This is a genomic window from Acinetobacter terrae (genome assembly GCF_013004375.1).
Taxonomy (GTDB): Bacteria; Pseudomonadota; Gammaproteobacteria; order Pseudomonadales; family Moraxellaceae; genus Acinetobacter; species Acinetobacter terrae.
The window spans coordinates 15,281-33,976 of sequence record NZ_JABERI010000020.1 but is presented as its reverse complement, the minus strand read 5'-3'; the positions used below and the strand labels follow the sequence as shown (position 1 = coordinate 33,976).

The window sequence follows — 18,696 nt, the reverse complement described above, 5'->3', positions numbered from 1 at the left end:
ATTATTCTGCGAAACAAATATTCAAAATACCATCTAATTCATCCAGTGAATGATATTGAATGACAAGTTTTCCTTTACCTTGCTTATTATGATCAATTTTTACATCTGCACTAAAACGTTCTGCTAAACGTTGAGTCAACTGCTGGATATCCGGAGCAACATCCTCTTTGGCTTTTTCTTGTTTAGGCGCGTTTAAATCACGAACCAGTTGCTCGGTTTGACGTACCGATAAACTTTTTTCAATCACATGCTCTGCAACTTTAAGCTGATCTTTGGCTTTTAAAGTTAAGATGGCCCGCGCATGCCCCATATCAAGCAGACCTTGCTGCATAAAGTCTTTGACTGATTCAGCCAAAGTCAAAAGACGCAATAAATTACTTACAGTCGTACGTGCCTTACCGACGGTATCCGCAATTTCCTGATGACTTAAACCAAATTCTTCATGAAAACGCTGCAATGCCATGGCCTGATCAATTGGATTTAAATCTTGACGTTGAATATTTTCAATTAAGGCTAATGCAATGGCAACTTGATCGGTTAAATCGCGCACAATAGCAGGAATTTCAGTTAAGCCCGCAAGCTGTGCAGCACGCCAACGACGTTCACCAGCAATAATTTCATAGGGAAATTTTTCATCATCGATTGGACGAATGACGATGGGCTGCATCACCCCATGTTTTTCAATAGAAGCTGCAAGCTCCTGAAGATCAGGTTCATGAATAAAACGACGCGGTTGATATTCACCACGTTTCAGCAAGTGAACATCAATCTGTTTCAACTGCCCATGATCTAAACCTTGCGCCTCCATCTGTAATTTTTCTTTTTGGATTGAACCAAGCAAGGCATCCAAACCACGACCTTTAGCTAACCCGCGTTTTTTTGTGGTCATGCTTTAATTCCTTTTTTTACTTTGCTTTTCTTTAACACTTCAGCCGCTAAATTTAAGTAAGCAACTGCGCCTTTTGAATTTTTCTCAAAATAGATAATTGGCAAACCATGCGCAGGCGCTTCAGCCAGACGTACATTACGCGGAATCACGGTTTCATACAGCTTCTTGCCAAAGTATTGTTCAAGTTCTTCTGAAACATCACGTGTCAATGCATTCCGTGCATCATACATGGTGCGTAACACACCTATAATTTGCAAATCCGGATTGAGTGCCTGCTGAATACGATCAATGGTTTGGGTTAAATCCGCCAAGCCTTCCAGTGCGTAATATTCACATTGCATTGGAATAAGCACACTATCGACCGCTGCCAAAGCATTTACCGTAATCAAGCTTAAACTTGGCGCACAGTCCACGATAATATAATCAAAAGAATGTTCTATTTCTTTTAACGCTTCACGCAGAATAAACTCACGACCATCCTGTTCCGCAATCGCAAGCTCTACACCGGCCAAATCACGGTTTGCACCTAAAACTTTATAACCGACTTCCGCTTTGCTAATTGCTGTTTCAATCGGAACTTCACCCAACAAAACATCGGTGACAGAATACAAAAGATCATTTTTTTGGATACCAGACCCCATCGTGGCATTCCCTTGTGAATCCATATCCACAAGTAAAACGCGCTTCTTTAACACAGCTAACGATGCTGCCAAATTTACTGCGGTTGTGGTTTTACCTACACCACCTTTTTGGTTCGCAATCGCAATAATTTGTGCCATGGTAACCCCAATCCTTCGAAAATAATTAAATACGTTTTAACAAAAGCAGATGACGCTGTTCATCCAGTCGCGGAACCTTTAACGCAATGATGTCACAGCTAAATTCTTGCTTAATGGTTGCTACTTCTTCTTCAGGAATTAAGCCTTTCATTGAAGCAATAATACTGTTTTCATGCATATAAGGTTTCGATGCAGCAACAAAGTCGGTTAATGAAGCAAAGGCACGACTGGTAATGACATCAAATTGCCCCAAGTCATTGATGCTGTCTGCATTTTCGACACGCGTTTGCACTGCAATCACATTTTTTAGTTTTAAATCAGCAATAAATTGCTTCAAGAAACGAATTTTTTTGCCATTTGAATCGAGCAAAACACATTCACGTTCTGGCTGACATAATGCAATGATCATGCCCGGCATACCGCCCCCCGTACCAATATCCAGCAGACGTCCTTTTGGTAAGTCTTTTAAAATACTTAAGCTATCCAGCAAATGCTTAACCAGCATTTCCTTCGGATCACGAATTGCTGTCAAATTATATGCTTTGTTCCACAACACCAAAGCATCTTGGTATTTGAGTAATAAATTTAAAGCCTCATCGCTGAGCTCTAAACCCAAAGCCTGACTACCCTGCTTGAGTTCTTGAAAAAACGTATGCATATACAATTAACGTCTCGAAAAAGTTAGGTGAAGTATACCGATTTATACATGAAGTCACAGTAGCGAGTGCTTAGTGAATACGCACTTAAGCGTACAAGCCTCGCTTAATTTGTTGATCCAGTACATTTAATCGTTCCGGAGTGCCAACATCGACCCAAACAGCATGCATCTTCGAAGCAGATACTTTCTGTTCAAGCATGCCTTGTTTCAGTAAGGGTGCCAACGGGCGTTTACCACCTTCCAGACCATCAAACATTTTAGGATGAATGACTGCCACACCACTATAAGTGAGCGATTCACCCGGTTGTTCTTGTTCAAAGGTATAGGCGCGACCATTCGACAAGGTGAAATCACCATTCGGATGCTGTTCTGGATTGGTTACAAATACCAGATGTGCTAAATCTTCTGCAAGCTGCACATTTAATAAAGAACTAAAATCCATGGTGGTCCAGACATCGCCATTGACCAAAATAAACGGTTCTGTGCCCAATAACGCCAAGGCATTGATAATACCGCCAGCTGTTTCCAGGCCTTCGCCTTCATGTGACCACAAGATGTTTACACCAAACTGCGAACCATCACCTAAAGCTATAGCTAGTTTTTCACCCAACCACGCGGTATTAATGACAATTTCAGTCACACCGATTTCTTGTAATTTTTCAATATGCCAAACAATGAGTGGCTTGCCACCCACTTCAAGCAAAGGCTTTGGCTTATGTAGCGTCAGTGGACGCATACGGTTACCCATCCCCGCTGCAAGAATCATCGCTTTCATTATGCAGCAACCTCATACGTGCCATATTTGGCTGAAAATTTCGGCATTACTTTCGCTTGGATAAACTGCATAAAGGGTTGTAGTTCTGCATAATCTTTACTTTCTTCAAGCAAATACCACATCACACGTGGTAAATCTTTCAAGTAACCTGTTTTTCCATCACGTTCAAATAAACGCACAAAGATACCCAAAATTTTAAGATGACGCTGAATCGCCATGAAGTCCGCATCACGCTTAAACTGTTCAAAATCGCGATCTTGTTTTGCAGTTTCAGGCAACAAGTCATAGAAGACTTTAAACCATTGATAAACCTGATCTGCGTTCCACTGTACATAAGCATCACGAGTAATTGAAATCAAATCGTAAGTATCTGCACCAATTACCGCATCCTGGAAATCAATCACACCCAGATCTGTCTCACTTTCAATTTTCATCAAGTTACGGCTATGAAAATCACGATGTACAATCACTTGCGGTTGCGCCAGTGCTGCATTGGCCAAGATAGCAAATGTACGTTTAATTAATGCTTGCTCATCTTGAGTGGGTTGAATCTGTAATGAAGGCAACATCCAGTCAGTCAGCAATTCCATTTCAGAAATGAGTTTCTCATAGGAATAAGCCGGAAAGTTTTGTGTACCATCAATTGCTTGCAATTCAATTAACTGCTTAAAACTTTGCGCATAATAGCCATCAACCGTGTCATCGTTCAGCAAGGTTGAGAGCAAAACATCACCAAAATCTTCCAGCAATAAAAAGCCTTGCTGTAAATCTTGAGCAACGATATGTGGTACTCGAACACCATGTGTATCGAAAAACTGGTCAATCGTCACAAAAGGCACACAATCTTCTTTTTCTGGTGGTGCATCCATGAGCATAAATGTTTTATTATTCAGCTTGATTCGTGCATAACGACGGAAGCTTGCATCGCCTGGCAAAAAATTAATTTCAAATTGATCTGAATCAAGTACAGATTTAATCCATGTATGTATGATTTGTTCACGTTGTGTTTTCATTTGCGATAAATTCTAAAACAGGCTGAGTTTTTAAAGTACTAAGTGTAGCCACTTATCAACTTTTTCTCTATGATGCGAGAATAATTAATTGCGATTAAGCATACTTGGTTAATGATACAAATGAAGCATCAGTTCAAATTTAATCCTTTAGCGACTGCTATCTTGACCCTTTTATGTGGCAGCTCGATTTCAAGCTATGCTGAGTCCACACTTCCAGCTTCGACTGTCGACAACCAAAAAATGAAGGACAGCATTCAGGAAGCTTATCCTGGACAACAATTTTTTGAACAATACTACGTTGATAAATCATCGCCTGAAGCGCAACAACGTAAAGGACAATATTTAAGCTCTGCCTATTGTCAAGGTGCCTGGATTACGCCTATTAGTCCAGAAACCAAAGCCGTAGAAGCATCTGAAGCAACCTCAGTCGTTACTGCAGATTATGGTCATTACGATCCAAATGGCGACTCTGTCCTTCAAGGCAATGTACTCATTGATCAACAAGGCCGTCAAATTCGTGCCGACAAAATCACCATTGATCAAACACAAACTTTTGCCAATGCTGAAGGTCGTGTGCAAATGGCTCAAGCCGGATTACTCGCACAAAGTGATCAAATTAATTACAATTTAAAAACCCAGCAAGGCGATTTAAACAACAGCTTCTATATTTCTGAAGAACAACATGCGCATGGTCATGCGGGAAAAATTGCCCGCACTTCTGACAATGTGGTGGTGATGAACAATGCGACATACAGCACCTGTCCACCCGATGAAACACCAACCTGGAAAATTCAAGCCAATAAAATCACTTTAAATCAGGAAACAGGTCGCGGCGAAACTCGCGGAACCAAGCTGTATGTTAAAGATGTTCCAGTTTTAGCGGTTCCTTACTTTAACTTCCCGATTGATGACCGCCGCACTACAGGTATTTTGACACCAAGTTTCGGCTTTACCAATGATGGTGGTATAGAACTTGCTGTTCCAGTTTATTTAAATTTGGCACCGAATTACGATGCTACAGTTACTCCGCGATATATTGCTGATCGCGGAGCGATGCTTGAAGGCGAATTCCGTTATTTAACAGAGAATTTCGGCTCGGGCATGATTTGGGGCGGTTATTTACCTTCTGATGATAAATATGAGGGCCAAGACCGTAAAGACTTACATCTATTACATAACTGGCAAATCAACGATCAATTTTCTACCAACCTAGATTATAACTATGCCTCAGATAAAGATTATTTCTCTGATTTAAATAGTAACCCCAACTCCAAGACCGACTTAAACTTACGTCGCGCTTGGGAAGTTAACTATAAAAATGGCATTCCCGGTTTAAAAGCTCAGTTAAAAGTTGAAGATTTCCAGACACTGGATAATTCTGTTCCCGATGAAGACCGTCCTTATGCCCGTTTACCACAGTTCCTGTTAAATTATAAAACAGGCAATCCACTGGGTTTACAATACGAATTTAATAACGATACTGCTTACTTTAAAAAAGATATTAGCCTTTCCAATGCAGCTAATACTGGTTCTTATGAGCCAAGTGGTACGCGTATCTATAATGACTTCGCTGTTCGTTATAACTACCGTAATCCGTGGTCATTTGTCATTCCAGAAGTGTCGATTCGTAACATCAATACTTTCTACGATCAAGACACTATTAATGCTAATCAAGACCTCAATTCTTCTAATGAAAATCAATCGGTAACTGTACCGCAATTCACTTTAGATACCGGCTTGACCTTTGAAAAAGAAGGTAAATACCTACAAACCATCACTCCCCGTGCATTTTATGCCTATGCACCGTATAAAAACCAGGATGGCCATCCAAACTTCGACTCGGCAACGGCATCAATCAATTATGATCAATTGTTCAGCCCGCGTCGCTTTTATGGTCATGACCGTTTAGAAGACAACAATTTCTTATCTTTAGGTCTAAGTTATAGCTTATTTGATGAAATTGGTCTGGAACGTTTAAAAACCAGTGTTGGACAAAGCTTTTACTTCGAAGATCGTCGTGTAAACCTAAACAATGAACCTGATCAGTTTGATACTGAACGTCGTACCGGTCCTGTTTTAAGCGTATCTAGTCAACTGTCACAAAATTTCACCATTGGTGCAAACTCGGCATGGATGTCGAATGGCGACAATGCTCAACGTGACTTCCAGCTTTATTACACTGGCGAGCAAGGCAATCTATATAACCTGGGTTACTTCTATCGTAAAGATATTCCAAACCAGCAAAAGCAATATGACCAAGTCGTTGCATCCTTCATTCAGCCAGTATCTAACAACTGGCGCATTATGGGGCATGCTCAATACGACATAGAAAACAACGTCGCACGTGAATATCTACTGGGTGTAAATTATGAAGCCTGTTGTTGGGGCATTTCGGTTTATGGACGTTCTTACTATAATGACCTGGACGATGTGAATGCGGATGGCGTGAGTGCAAAACGCGCTATTATGGCGGAAGTCAGCCTTAAAGGCCTAGGTGGTTTCAACAAAAAACTTTCATCATTACTAGAAAATCGTATTCTAGGTTTTAATAAAATTAATCAATCTTGGACACAACGTTAATGAAGACAATACAGTTAAAACATTTTTTTAAAGCGACTGCTCTTGCTTTAGCCCTTTCTTCATCAATGACTACATTCGCACAACCAACAGACGAAGTGGTTGCTTTGGTAGACAACAGTGTCATTTTAAAAAGTGATTTAGATCAAAGTATTGCAGAAATAAAACATCAACTTGAAGCTCAAAAAAAACCAGTCCCACCAGCGCAGTTTTTGCAACAACAAGCACTTGACCAGCTGATTATTCGCCAAGCACAGCTTGAGCAAGTCAAACGCTATAACATTAAACCCAATGAAAAAGAGCTTAACGAAGCGGTAATGAAGGTTGCAAAACAGTCTAACAGCCCAAGCTTAGAAGCGTTTCAGCAAAAACTGGATGGGATTGCACCAGGAACTTATGAATCGTTGCGCAACCGTATTGCAGAAGATTTAGCCATCAATCGCCTACGTCAACAAATGGTAATGTCACGTATTAAAATCAGTGATCAAGATGTGGAAAATTTTCTAAAAACCCCACAAGGTCAAGCAACCTTAGGCAATCAAGTGCATGTTTTGCATGTTCGTATTTCGGGTGAAAAAAACCTGGAAAAAGTTGCTGAGCAAGTTAAAGCCGCATTAAAAGACAGCAATGATATTAGTGCAATTGATAAAAAATTCACTGCCAATGGCGTAAAAGTAGAAAGTGCAGATACGGGCTTTCGTAATCTATCTGACCTTCCAAGCGAACTTGCAGCACGTGTAAGCCCTCTCCAGGCAGGACAAACAACTGATCTGATTGCTGCACAAGATGGAATACATATTTTAAAATTATTAGATCGTAAAGGTGCAGAGCAAAAAGCCATTGTGCCTCAATATAAAGCACGCCATATTTTGATTCAACCGTCTGAAGTGGTGAGTCCTGAAAATGCAAAACAGCAAATTGACAGCATTTATAATCGCTTAAAAGCGGGTGAAGATTTTGCGGTATTGGCTTCCACTTTCTCTAATGATCCAGGTTCTGCTCGCGATGGCGGTAGCTTGGGCTGGGTTAGCCCGGGTGTTATGGTTCCTGAGTTTGAAACACAGATGAAAAACACGCCTGTAGGTCAAACCAGTGCCCCATTCCAAACACAATTTGGGTGGCACATTCTTCAAGTGACAGATACTCGCCAACAAGACATGACACGTGAATATCAAGAACGTATGGCGCGACAAATTCTAGGTGAACGCCAATTTGATGCAGAGCTAGATAGCTGGTTACGTGAAATTCGTAGCAATGCTTTCGTAGAGATTAAGGATCCGAGTCTGGATCGTAAAAAAAATAAATAAACTTGATTTATTTAATTCTTAAAAAACCGGTTGTGATGAGCAACTGGTTTTTTATTTCATTAATATTGGGTCCAGCTCTACATAAGAATTTGGCAGGGTCATTTATTTTAAAACTATAAATTTTTAAATAAAAAAAACCTCTCACGAGGAGAGGTTTTTAAAAATCAACAATTAACGATTATTTTCATCATCTTGAGGATCTTCAAATTTTGTTTCGCCTTCAAAACCAGGGGTAGATTGACCACCGAAGCCACCTTGACCACCGAAACCGCCTTGACCACCGAAACCACCTTGTTGACCACCAAAACCGCCTTGACCACCGAAGCCGCCAGGTTGACCACCGAATCCACCTTGACCACCGAATCCACCTTGAGCACCGAAGCCGCCTTGACCACCGAAGCCGCCAGGTTGACCACCGAAGCCGCCTTGACCGCCTTGCGCACCAAAGCTACCAGGAGCGCCTTGAGCACCAGCAGGAGCACCAGCAGGACGTGGGTTACGTGCAGGAACTACTGTAGAAATCGCATGTTTGTAAACCATTTGGCTTACAGTATTTTTTAATAAAACGACATATTGGTCAAAAGATTCAATATGACCTTGTAATTTAATACCGTTAACAAGGAAGATAGAAACAGGGATGCGTTCCTTACGGAGAGAATTCAAGAACGGATCTTGTAAAGTTTGACCTTTAGACATGTTATAACTCCAAAAAATTTTAAAAATCAGCGCAAAAAACTATCTCTATTTTTCAAATAAAAATTATAAAAAGACAGTTACCAAATTTTGCTTTATCCGTAACAGTTTCGCAAGTCTTCTTGAGCCTGCGTTATCGTCAAATATGTTTTAAAACTATGCGATTCTTGCAAAGATCTTAACCAGGTATATTGACGTTTTGCAAGTTGTCGTGTCGCAAACAAAGACTTATCCTTCATTTCTTGCCGTTTTTCGTTACTTTGATCACTTTTTTGCAGGAATTCTAAAGTTTGACGATAACCGACAGAGCGCATTGAGGGTAAATTATCATTTAAATCGTATTTTTCAATCAGACCTTCTACTTCATGTAAAAATCCGATATCCCACATAGTTTTAAGCCGCTGTTCAATACGTTTATGTAATTCTACACGATCGGGCAATAAAGCATGATTATGAAAAGTGTAACGATAGGGTATATTTTTAGGTTGCTCGGCTTGTAGTTTTGTAATCGGCTGCCCTGTAAGCTTAAATACTTCCAGTGCACGGATGATGCGTTGCTTATCACTGATCTTAAATTTCTGACCCGCTAAAGCATCGACAGCACACAATTCTGCATAAACTGCCTCCCAGCCTTGCTGCTCTGCTTGCGCTTCGATTTCAGCCCGAATAGCATGATCTGCACTGGGTAAATTGCTTGACAACCCTTCCAGTAAAGCCTTGAAATAAAGCATGGTTCCACCCACCAGTATCGGTGTTTTACCCCGTGCATGTATATCATCAATCAATACACAGGCATCTTCTACAAATTGGGCAGCTGAATACACTTCCAAAGGCGTAATAATATCAATCAGATGATGCGGATAACGCGCCTGCTCTTCTTTCGTCGGTTTGGCTGTACCAATATCCATATCTTTATAAACCAGCGCAGAATCGACGGAAATCAGCTCAAAACGACCTTGCTCATAAAGTTCACATGCCAAAGCGGTTTTACCACTTGCAGTAGGTCCCATTAAATTGATGACCGGCAATTGATTTGACATGTACAACTACTCTCCTCGAGCAAAAAGTTTATCTAATTGTGACAGCGGAAATGCACGCCAGGTTGGACGTCCATGATTACACTGACTGGCAAATTCGGTTTGTTCCATTTGGCGCAGCAAAGCATTCATTTCCGAAAGACTCAGGATACGATGCGCACGAACTGCGCCATGACATGCCATTCCCGCCAAAATTTGATCACGCTTTTGCAGCAAACCTTGGGCTTCATCACTTGGGTCCAAATCATTCAACAGTTCTGGCACTAAAGATTCAAAATCGGCCTTATGTAAAATGGCAGGCACCCCACGCACAATCACTTGTTCATCGCCATATTGGTCAATTTCCAGACCTAAATGTGCAAGCTGATCTTTTAGCTCATCGACCCGCATGGCTTGCATACGACTGATACTGATGACTTTGGGAATAAGCAGCTGTTGTGATGTCCAAAATTCTGGTTGATCCCACGCGGCTTTCATTTGCTGCAACACAATCCGCTCATGCGCAGCATGCATATCCACAATAATCAAGCCTTCGGTGTTTTGCGCCAGGATATAAATTCCATGCAATTGTGCAATCGCAATACCCAATGGATGCTCATCGACATGAACGGCTGCACTTTGTTCAAATTGATTCAATGCTGCATCGGCAGTCGATGAAGTTGATTCACGTAATGGCGCTAAATAGCTTTGCAAGGCATTATTGAGCTGCTGTGATCCCGCATAACGACTTTGTGAAGACTGGGATGAATATTGAACGGTTTGTGGACTACTGGCATTAAAATCCGTTAATAAATCAGTGGATGATTCAACTGACATTACTGGCTGTAAAGTCTCCACAGCACGATGGAGTTGAAACTGTTCCTGATAACGCGGATGTTGCGTTTGAAGGGTATGAGCTGCCTCATCTTGCGTTTTCATTGCCTGAGCTAAGTCAGCACTTGCCGTTTGAAACTGAGATAAGGTTTCTTTGGCAAAATGACGTACAAATTCATGTACTTCACGTTGATTTAAAAAACGAATTTCATGTTTGGTTGGATGCACATTGACATCAATATTTTCAGGATCAACTTCTAAAAACAGCAAATACGCAGCATGTTGATGACCATGTAGAATCCCGTCGTAAGCCATACGCAAGGCATGTGAAATGGTTTTATCTTTCACAATCCGCCCATTCACATAGACATACTGCAAATCTGCTTGTGAACGCGCATCAGATGGATGGCCTAACCAGCCAGACAAACGCATGCTGATGCTATCGGCATCAATCCAATAGGCATTTTCAGTAAATTGGCGACCCAATAATTGCTGAACACGCTGAAAACGCAACTCACCACTATCAGCAACCGGCAGATTCAAACGAATATTATTGTTATGCTCTAAAACAAAACGGATATCAAAATGGATTAATGCCAGACGACGGACAATTTCTTCAATATGCCCAAACTCAGTACCCTGCTTTTTTAAAAATTTACGCCGTGCAGGCACATTAAAAAACAGGTCTTGGATTCGAATATGGGTGCCTTTTTGCGTCGCTACCGCTTGAATTTCCTGATGATCAAAAGCAGTACCGTTCACTTCAACCTGATAACCAATACCTTCATCATTCTGGCTGCTGGTCAGGGTTAAACGTGAAACAGCAGCAATCGAGGCCAATGCTTCACCACGAAAACCCAAACTGACAATGGCCTGTAAATCATCCACAGTTTGAATTTTACTGGTGGCATGACGCATGACCGCCAAGGCTAAATCTTCAGGATGCACCCCATGACCATTGTCGATGATTTCAATTAAGGTACTGCCACCTTGTTCAACGCGAATAATAAGTTCAGTCGCACCCGCATCAATTGAATTTTCTAATAATTCTTTCACCACCGATGCTGGACGCTCAATCACCTCACCTGCGGCAATCTGGTTCGCCAGTGCAGGATTAAGGGTATGAATACGACGTTCGCTTAAATTATCACGCATTGTTCAACTGACTCTCTAAGGCTTGTTTTAATGCTGCCGATGAGAAACTTAAACTTGCAGTACGTGTCAGTTCATCTTCAGATTTTTCAATATTAATGATCAAATCCGGCTCGGGAATTTCATCGCCACCTTTTGAAGGCCATTCAAATAAAAATAGCGCATTCGGTGTTTCCAAATAATCGCGAATACCCATCAATTCAAGTTCATAAGGATCATTTAAACGATATAAATCGAAATGAAAGATATCTTTACCGTTAATATTATAGGGTTCAACCAAAGTATAGGTCGGACTTTTTACCGCACCTTTGTGCCCTAAACTTTGCAAAAAATAGCGTGTCAGTGTGGTTTTCCCTGCACCTAAATCACCAATTAAATAAACCACGCCCGTGCTAAAATGCTGCGCCAAAACCTGTGCTAAATTTTGGGTATCGTCTTCATTGTTCAAGGCTAAATTAAATGAATACTGCATATTACTCACGACATGATTCCAAAGACCAATTATGATAGCATCGCACCGCTTTATTGCCCATGCTCACACTTCTAAATGTGTAACTTTTCCTACATTTCATTGTAAATATCATTAATTTCTATTGACGACAGATTGATCCACGACAAATCACATGACCAGCACTGAATTTATTCCGCCAATGATTGATGGCGTAAGCGCAAGCAAAGTATTTCTTCCTAAAATGAAGCCTGCACCGGCAACTGTGTATCAATATCTGTGTCAACAGTTTCCGCATATTGCAGCAGATGAATGGCAGCAACGCTTTGCGGATCGTTTAATTTATGATGCCCTAGGGAATATCTTAAGTTTTGATTCTGATTATATTGAAAATAGCCACGTGTTTTACTACCGTTTTCTAGCCCATGAAATACATATTCCGTTTGAACATGAAATTTTATTTGAAAATGACCACTTATTGGTCATTGATAAACCGCATTTTTTAACCATCAGCCCAACCGGTCAGTACGTTCAAGAAACACTGTTAGTACGTTTAAAAAAACAAACGGGGAATGAATTTTTGACCCCTATTCATCGTCTTGACCGTGAAACGGCAGGTGTGGTTTTATTCTCGAAACAGGCAGCGACTCGTGCTGCCTATCAAGAAATGTTTGCACAACGCCAGGTTAAAAAAACCTATCATGCCATTGCACCTTTTCATGCAGATTTAACATTTCCTTGTTATACACGCTATCGAATGGAAAAAGGTCAACCCTTTTATACGATGCAAGTCGTTGAAGGACAAATAAATAGCGAAACAGAAATTCATTTAATTGAACATGATTCTGTTTGGGCAAAATACCAACTTAAACCGATCACTGGCAAGCAACATCAGTTGCGTGTTCACTTGAACAGTTTGGGCATCGCCATCAAAAATGATCCTTTTTATCCAGTGGTACAGCATAAAAGGGAAGATGACTTTTCCGCACCACTGCAGCTTTTAGCAAAGCATATTCGCTTCAATGATCCAGTGACTTTTAAAGAGATGGAATTTTCATCAAAGTTTGAATTGACATTGTAATATACTTGTCATTACAATTTATTTTCGTAAATATAGTGTATGAATATTGAAATTACATTAGATTTGATTAAAATAAATGCTGAAAAGTTAAGTAATTAGACGTATTCAAAAAATCATGAGAAAAACAGAAGTTTATCAAATAAGACTTGACTCCCAAGAAAAAAAGCACGCTTTTGCAGTGTTTAAACAATTGGGGATTACGCCAGCACAAGCGATTCGACTGTTTTTCAAACAAGTCGTTATAACCAAATCAATCCCCTTTTCCATTGAAAATCAAAGCATTGACCTTGAGCAACTGTATAAAATTCGTAAATTAAAGCAACAGCAAAGCACTTTAAATGATGATGTAGAACAATCTGTTGATGCTGACGAAGAGTTTATTTTAGATGATGACCATTTAGATTTGTTTGAAGAGCTGAATGCCATTTTGGGTGAAAGTGACAAAACTTAACAGTGTTGCATTTACAAACAAATTTTAAAAAACTGAATATAAAAAATTAGTTATGCTTCATGCGAAGACAAAAAAAGCATGGAGTATAGAATGATCGTAAGACGCGCAACTCTAGAAGATTTACATCCACTTGCAGTTTTATTCGATGAATATCGCCAATTTTATGGTGCTTCTTCCAACATAAATTTGTCTTATCAATTCTTAAAACAACGCTTTGAAAATCAGGAAAGTGTGATTTTTATTCATATCAAAGACGATGTCTTTACCGGTTTTATTTTACTCTATTTAGGTTTTTCTTCAGTCGCTTGTTCCATCTATTATATTTTAGATGATGTGTATGTCACCCCAACGTTTCGACGTCAGGGTTCAGCAAAACAACTGATTGATACAGCTATTTTATTTGCACGCCATGAAAATGCACTACGCATTAGCTTAGAAACTCAAAAAACCAATTACCAATCACATAAACTCTATGAGCAAATGGGTTTTGTGAAAGATGATGAATTTAAAATCTATCATTGTTTCCTTAAATAACCATGCGTGTCTTGGCCAGCTCTACCTGTTGTTCCGTTAAATAAATCCACTTCCCTTGCTCTAATTCAGGAAGCGCTAAAGCCCCAATTTGCTGACGATGCAATCGTTCAACTTTATTTCCCACAGCAGCCAACATCCGTTTAACCTGATGATAAACGCCTTGATGAATGGTCAACTGTAATTCATTTTCTGCAAGTTGAATCACATCTGTCGCTGCAAAAACACCTGATTCATTGCGCAATTCTACGCCCTGCTGCAATTGCTGAATTTGTTGCTCTGTCACAGGATCAGCGGTTTGCATTCGATAGACTTTAGCCACGTGTTTTTTAGGATGGGTTAAGACTTGTAGAAACTGACCATCATCTGTAAGCAATAAAAGCCCACTGGTGTCCTGATCTAAACGGCCCACACATTGCAAACCACGGTTCATCAACACATCATCAAACAGGTCAAACACACTAAAATGATGGGTGGCTTGATGTGAACATTCATAATCTTGAGGCTTATTTAAAGCGATATAAACCTTTTCACGATAATCAAAACGTTCGCCATACACGGAAAAACTTAAATTATTTAAATCCAGTTTATGTTTTGCAGTGGTGATAACTTCACCTTGGATGGCAATCGCTCCATTTTTAATGAGCTGTTGGCAATGTTTACGCGAACCAAAACCTTGCGATTGCAACATCTTTTCCAAGAACATAAACCTTATCCTTTAACTATCACGAAAGCCGCATTCTATACTGAAATGCAGACTAATTTTATTGTTCACACCCTTTAAAGTAAATCTATACTCAAAACCCGATACAATAGGTCTTATTTTTCCCACTCTCCTGAAAATAATGTCCAATTTAGATTTGAATCTGATCGTTCTCTTGGTTTTATTGGCTTGCGGTATTTTTAGTCATAATAGTGCAGTCACGATTGCTGCCGGTGTGCTGATTGTTTTTCGCATTACACCGCTGAGTGAATTTTTTCCTTACTTGCAGCAACACGGTTTAAATATTGGCATCATTATTTTAACCATTGGTGTTCTGACTCCCATTGCTAGTGGAAAAATTCCGGGAGAGGCCATTTTAAAATCTTTTATGAGCTGGAAATCATTACTGGCAATTGCCATTGGTGTTTTAGTCGCTTGGCTGGGTGGACGCGGGGTTAAGCTGATGACCAATCAACCTGATGTAGTTGCAGGCTTACTCATCGGGACAGTTGCAGGCGTTGCTGTATTACGCGGTGTTCCAGTTGGTCCTTTGATCGCTGCAGGGATATTAACCCTGTTTATTGGTCATTCTTAAAAAAGTGAGCCCGATTAGCTAAACCAGGGAGATTACCTTGAGTTGCCAGTTTATAAAGTTCCTGCGCACCAAACTGTATTACATGATACATCACAGCTGAGATCAAGCTTAAAATCTGTAAATCACCGACTTTAAAAGCATCTCTACCTCACTATCTTGACAATACAAGATTTCATTTTGCGCAATACATAAGCCAGATAAACTATTTTGCAGTTTCAGACGCAAGCCCAGAAAACGTGAAGCACCACCCGTTACAGCACAGTAAACCATATCCCCGTCTTCAGCCAACTCAACCACAGCCCCTTTGGCTTGGGTAATGCTTTGAGCTTGTTCAGCCACCAATGTCATGACTGCATTCAGATCGAGTCCAAGCTTCACAATAGCCGTTTGTGTCTAAATGACTGACATTAGTTGTTCTTGCGAAGGTTTTTTAGATTTAGGCATAAAGCGACCCGAAAAAGATGCAGGAGATTTAAAGAAAAAGTGTTAATGAATTTTAGAAATTTTCGAAGAAATTGTATAGGCTAACTCCGTGTCAGGGTACTCGTTTTAGCTGTTTTATGTCACGTGATTAATTTTCTACTTTCTGATTGCTAAAATATGAAGAAAGGATAGGTCTATAATCTAATCGATCTGTGCTTTGCATAGTGAATAATATAATGAATTAAGCGAAAATTTCCTATAAAACATGTGTTTAAATTTCAAACAATATTATATTATTCACTGATAAAAACAGCACATTATAATCATTATGAAATTCATCACTATGACCGTTATTGGCTTTTGCGTATTGTTTTGGGGAATCAATCAATATCAAGCCAAACAGGAACAAAATAAATATCAATACAGTGATAGCCCAATTCAGCACAGACAAGAAATATTACAACAGTTCAAAATCCTACGGGCTTTTGAAACTGGTGATTCTGTTACTTATAGTGAATTAATTAAACTACCCAACAATAGTATGGATGATCAAAACTTTAAGTCTCTTGTTTCTTCAACCTTACATCACAATATCGATCCTCTGATTCCTTTTAAACTACCAGATGCTGTACTTGTGCAATGGTCTGAAGCTTATGTTCAGCAACTGCGTGATGCCCGGCGCAACAAAGCATGTGCTCTAATTACCTCACCTAGCCATAATAAAGATATTACTCAAGTTCAGAATGTCATTTCTAAATCCACACAGCAAAAAACCATACAGGCAATCACAGCAGTACTGAAGCACAAGCAAACATCTGTGCCTTATGATGAAAATTTTGCTAAAAGCCAATGGTCCGAAATTTCCAAAGACCTTCGTTCAGAGTTTGGTGATGATATTTGGTTATTGCATGATATCGATGGGGAAAATCCAAAAAGCTGTGACGTCATTATACGTAGTCTTGATGTGATGTTAAGTCGTCCAACACTCCAACAACAAAGTGCGGCGTTGCGCCTATTCTTCAAACAACATGACTCGCTTGTTATTTTTTAAACCTAATAAAAGGAATAATTATGGAACTCTTAAAAAATATAAATATTTTACAAAAAACGCAGGTCTTATTGTTTGGGGGATTAATACTGGTTCTTACTGCTTGCGCTAAAGTTTCTCATGAACCTAAACCTGGTGAGTATGGACAACAACTCATAGGTACATATGATCTCACCCTTGAAGAAATTGAGGCACTCAACAACACTACAATGCCTAAACCCGATATAAATAAACGCCCTAAACTCTCAATCGGCTATGAAGCAACAGCAGCAAATAACCCTTACCGTTTTGTTATGGTAGCTCGTGGCTATGCTATTGCAGATGGTGAAGTAGAATTACGCTTTATTGGAGGAACTGAACGAATGAGCAAAATTGGCTATCACCCAGAAGCTTTTCGTGAAGATGATACTCATAATTATAAAGCCAACGAGCCTGTCTTACTGGTACTGGCTTCGGATCCATTTTCTGTTGATGCTACACAAGATACATCAGACTCAAGTTTTGCCACACATGCTGAAATCACCGAGCGTAGCAACTTTCAGTTTCAAAGCGTGCAGTTACAAGTTTGGGAAGGAAAAGGTTCCAAATATTCATGGACTCGATATTTAGCCATTATGGCAATCTTTCTCTCGATATTTATCTTTATTCTCACACGCACCAATCTGATTGTAGATGTATTCAATCGTAAATAATCAATTTAAGGCATGCGCAATATACAAACGTATACACATGCCTAGCCAATGCATTCAAATACGGATTAATTCATATAATACTGATTACGCTTTTGCGAGAATTTAGCCAATTGCTTTAAGAAACCTTCAAAGTAACTTTTCTCTTTCTCTTCGGTTCGATAGCCCGCATACAAAGTACGACGCAAACCTGTAGCAGAGACGCAATCTAAACGGCGTGAAGTGACCCAGCCCTTTTGCTCATATTCATTCACCACCCAATCTGGAAGTGCCGCAATACCTCGACCACTCGCCACCAACTGAATCAGCATCTGGGTTAAATCTGTGGTGCGTACGTGCTTCGGTTGGATATTTGCAGGAATAAACAGTTTCGCCATGATATCTAAACGGTGCTTATCGACCGGATAAGTAATCAGGGTTTCATCCGCCAACTCTTGAACGGTAATACGTTCGGCACGCACCAATGGATGGGTATTGGATAAAACCAGACGTGATTCATATTCAAAAATCGGGAAATATTCAATGCCTTTTAATGCAATCGGATCAGCTGTAATCAACATGTCAAATTCTGCATTTTGCAAAAGTTCATGCGGATTGGATTCAAAACCTGAAGCAAAGTCCAGATCTACATCTGGATATAAATGACGATACTGGTTGAGCAAAGGCATCAACCAGTCAAAACAACTATGACATTCAGATGAGAAAATAATACGCCCGGTTTGACCATGCACAATACGGGTAATATCAGTTTGGGTAATCTGAATTTGTGGCAATACATCATCAGCCAATTTGAGTAAACGCTGTCCAACATTAGAAAAAGTCACCGGGCGACTACGGCGATTCACCACCTCTACCCCATACCAATGATCCAGTTCTTTCAATTGATGAGAAATTGCTGAGGGCGTTAAACACAAATCATTGGCTGCAGCCACCAATGAACCATGCTCACGCAAAGCAGTTAAAGTTTTTAAGTGACGAATTTCTAGCATGTGAAGGAGGATCCGCAAAATGAAACTTTTTCCGAGTGCAAGACA

At 40.0% G+C, this 18,696-nt stretch carries 19 protein-coding genes and 1 pseudogene; 8 read left to right on the top strand and 12 right to left on the bottom strand.

What is annotated here, in order from left to right; genetic code table 11:
- Nucleotide 1 precedes the first annotated feature (1 nt).
- From HLH14_RS09020 to HLH14_RS09000, 5 genes are all read right to left on the bottom strand, one after another.
- Nucleotides 2-889 (bottom strand): ParB/RepB/Spo0J family partition protein, encoded by an 888-nt coding sequence (locus HLH14_RS09020; RefSeq protein ID WP_171532941.1) that lies wholly within the window; start codon nucleotides 887-889, stop codon nucleotides 2-4.
- Nucleotides 886-1,668, bottom strand: coding sequence for a ParA family protein (locus HLH14_RS09015; RefSeq protein ID WP_171532940.1), 783 nt, complete (start codon nucleotides 1,666-1,668; stop codon nucleotides 886-888). Before HLH14_RS09015 ends, HLH14_RS09020 begins: the two co-directional genes overlap by 4 nt.
- A 25-nt stretch (nucleotides 1,669-1,693) precedes the next feature.
- A complete protein-coding gene (gene rsmG, locus HLH14_RS09010) occupies nucleotides 1,694-2,326 on the bottom strand; it encodes a 16S rRNA (guanine(527)-N(7))-methyltransferase RsmG (protein ID WP_171532939.1) in 633 nt (210 codons plus the stop codon).
- 85 nt (nucleotides 2,327-2,411) lie between these two features.
- A complete protein-coding gene (gene murU / locus HLH14_RS09005) occupies nucleotides 2,412-3,101 on the bottom strand; it encodes an N-acetylmuramate alpha-1-phosphate uridylyltransferase MurU (protein ID WP_171532938.1) in 690 nt (229 codons plus the stop codon).
- Nucleotides 3,101-4,114 carry an aminoglycoside phosphotransferase family protein gene (locus tag HLH14_RS09000; protein ID WP_171532937.1) on the bottom strand — a complete coding sequence of 338 codons (1,014 nt, stop codon included), beginning with the start codon at nucleotides 4,112-4,114 and terminating at the stop codon, nucleotides 3,101-3,103. Before HLH14_RS09000 ends, murU begins: the two co-directional genes overlap by 1 nt.
- Before the next feature lie 120 nt (nucleotides 4,115-4,234).
- On the opposite strand from HLH14_RS09000, the gene HLH14_RS08995 reads away from it, so the two are divergent.
- Both HLH14_RS08995 and HLH14_RS08990 read left to right on the top strand, forming a co-directional pair.
- Entirely contained in the window at nucleotides 4,235-6,694 is a 2,460-nt protein-coding gene (locus tag HLH14_RS08995) for an LPS-assembly protein LptD (RefSeq protein WP_171532936.1), read from the top strand.
- Nucleotides 6,694-7,998, top strand: a complete 1,305-nt coding sequence (locus HLH14_RS08990; protein ID WP_131270736.1) for a peptidylprolyl isomerase — start codon at nucleotides 6,694-6,696, stop codon at nucleotides 7,996-7,998. Before HLH14_RS08995 ends, HLH14_RS08990 begins: the two co-directional genes overlap by 1 nt.
- A 171-nt stretch (nucleotides 7,999-8,169) precedes the next feature.
- On the opposite strand, the gene hfq is transcribed toward HLH14_RS08990, so the two are convergent.
- The 4 genes from hfq to tsaE form a co-directional block, all read right to left on the bottom strand.
- Nucleotides 8,170-8,694, bottom strand: a complete 525-nt coding sequence (gene hfq, locus HLH14_RS08985) for an RNA chaperone Hfq (RefSeq protein ID WP_067726009.1) — start codon at nucleotides 8,692-8,694, stop codon at nucleotides 8,170-8,172.
- Between the two features lie 92 nt (nucleotides 8,695-8,786).
- Entirely contained in the window at nucleotides 8,787-9,731 is a 945-nt protein-coding gene (gene miaA, locus HLH14_RS08980) for a tRNA (adenosine(37)-N6)-dimethylallyltransferase MiaA (protein WP_067726007.1), read from the bottom strand.
- Between the two features lie 6 nt (nucleotides 9,732-9,737).
- Entirely contained in the window at nucleotides 9,738-11,696 is a 1,959-nt protein-coding gene (mutL, locus tag HLH14_RS08975) for a DNA mismatch repair endonuclease MutL (protein ID WP_067726005.1), read from the bottom strand.
- Nucleotides 11,689-12,165 (bottom strand): tRNA (adenosine(37)-N6)-threonylcarbamoyltransferase complex ATPase subunit type 1 TsaE, encoded by a 477-nt coding sequence (tsaE, locus tag HLH14_RS08970; protein ID WP_067726003.1) that lies wholly within the window; start codon nucleotides 12,163-12,165, stop codon nucleotides 11,689-11,691. Before tsaE ends, mutL begins: the two co-directional genes overlap by 8 nt.
- Before the next feature lie 151 nt (nucleotides 12,166-12,316).
- On the opposite strand from tsaE, the gene HLH14_RS08965 reads away from it, so the two are divergent.
- The 3 genes from HLH14_RS08965 (at nucleotide 12,317) to HLH14_RS08955 (ending at nucleotide 14,207) form a co-directional block, all read left to right on the top strand.
- A complete protein-coding gene (locus tag HLH14_RS08965) occupies nucleotides 12,317-13,222 on the top strand; it encodes a pseudouridine synthase (protein ID WP_067726001.1) in 906 nt (301 codons plus the stop codon).
- Nucleotides 13,223-13,337: 115 nt separating this feature from the next.
- Nucleotides 13,338-13,673 (top strand): type II toxin-antitoxin system RelB/DinJ family antitoxin, encoded by a 336-nt coding sequence (locus HLH14_RS08960; protein ID WP_067725999.1) that lies wholly within the window; start codon nucleotides 13,338-13,340, stop codon nucleotides 13,671-13,673.
- A gap of 90 nt (nucleotides 13,674-13,763) precedes the next feature.
- Nucleotides 13,764-14,207: a GNAT family N-acetyltransferase gene (locus HLH14_RS08955; RefSeq protein WP_067725996.1), complete on the top strand. Its 444-nt coding sequence runs from the start codon at nucleotides 13,764-13,766 to the stop codon at nucleotides 14,205-14,207.
- On the opposite strand, the gene HLH14_RS08950 is transcribed toward HLH14_RS08955, so the two are convergent.
- The gene (locus HLH14_RS08950; protein WP_067725995.1) at nucleotides 14,200-14,910 is read right to left on the bottom strand and encodes a pseudouridine synthase; all 711 of its coding nucleotides are present in this window, start codon (nucleotides 14,908-14,910) and stop codon (nucleotides 14,200-14,202) included. The genes HLH14_RS08955 and HLH14_RS08950 overlap by 8 nt on opposite strands.
- A 139-nt stretch (nucleotides 14,911-15,049) precedes the next feature.
- Between HLH14_RS08950 and HLH14_RS08945 the strand changes: the two genes are divergently transcribed.
- Nucleotides 15,050-15,502, top strand: coding sequence for a DUF441 domain-containing protein (locus tag HLH14_RS08945; protein WP_067725992.1), 453 nt, complete (start codon nucleotides 15,050-15,052; stop codon nucleotides 15,500-15,502).
- 1 nt (nucleotide 15,503) lies between these two features.
- Here the strand turns inward: HLH14_RS08945 and HLH14_RS08940 are convergent.
- Nucleotides 15,504-15,883, bottom strand: a pseudogene (locus tag HLH14_RS08940) (GGDEF domain-containing protein); the annotation flags it as partial.
- Between the two features lie 385 nt (nucleotides 15,884-16,268).
- Here HLH14_RS08940 and HLH14_RS08935 point away from each other — a divergent pair.
- Together HLH14_RS08935 and HLH14_RS08930 are read left to right on the top strand one after the other, a co-directional pair.
- Nucleotides 16,269-16,976: a hypothetical protein gene (locus tag HLH14_RS08935; protein ID WP_067725989.1), complete on the top strand. Its 708-nt coding sequence runs from the start codon at nucleotides 16,269-16,271 to the stop codon at nucleotides 16,974-16,976.
- A gap of 20 nt (nucleotides 16,977-16,996) precedes the next feature.
- Nucleotides 16,997-17,665: a hypothetical protein gene (locus tag HLH14_RS08930; protein WP_067725986.1), complete on the top strand. Its 669-nt coding sequence runs from the start codon at nucleotides 16,997-16,999 to the stop codon at nucleotides 17,663-17,665.
- Between the two features lie 65 nt (nucleotides 17,666-17,730).
- Here HLH14_RS08930 and HLH14_RS08925 read toward each other — a convergent pair whose 3' ends face one another.
- Nucleotides 17,731-18,651 carry a LysR family transcriptional regulator gene (locus tag HLH14_RS08925; protein ID WP_067725985.1) on the bottom strand — a complete coding sequence of 307 codons (921 nt, stop codon included), beginning with the start codon at nucleotides 18,649-18,651 and terminating at the stop codon, nucleotides 17,731-17,733.
- Nucleotides 18,652-18,696: the final 45 nt, after the last annotated feature.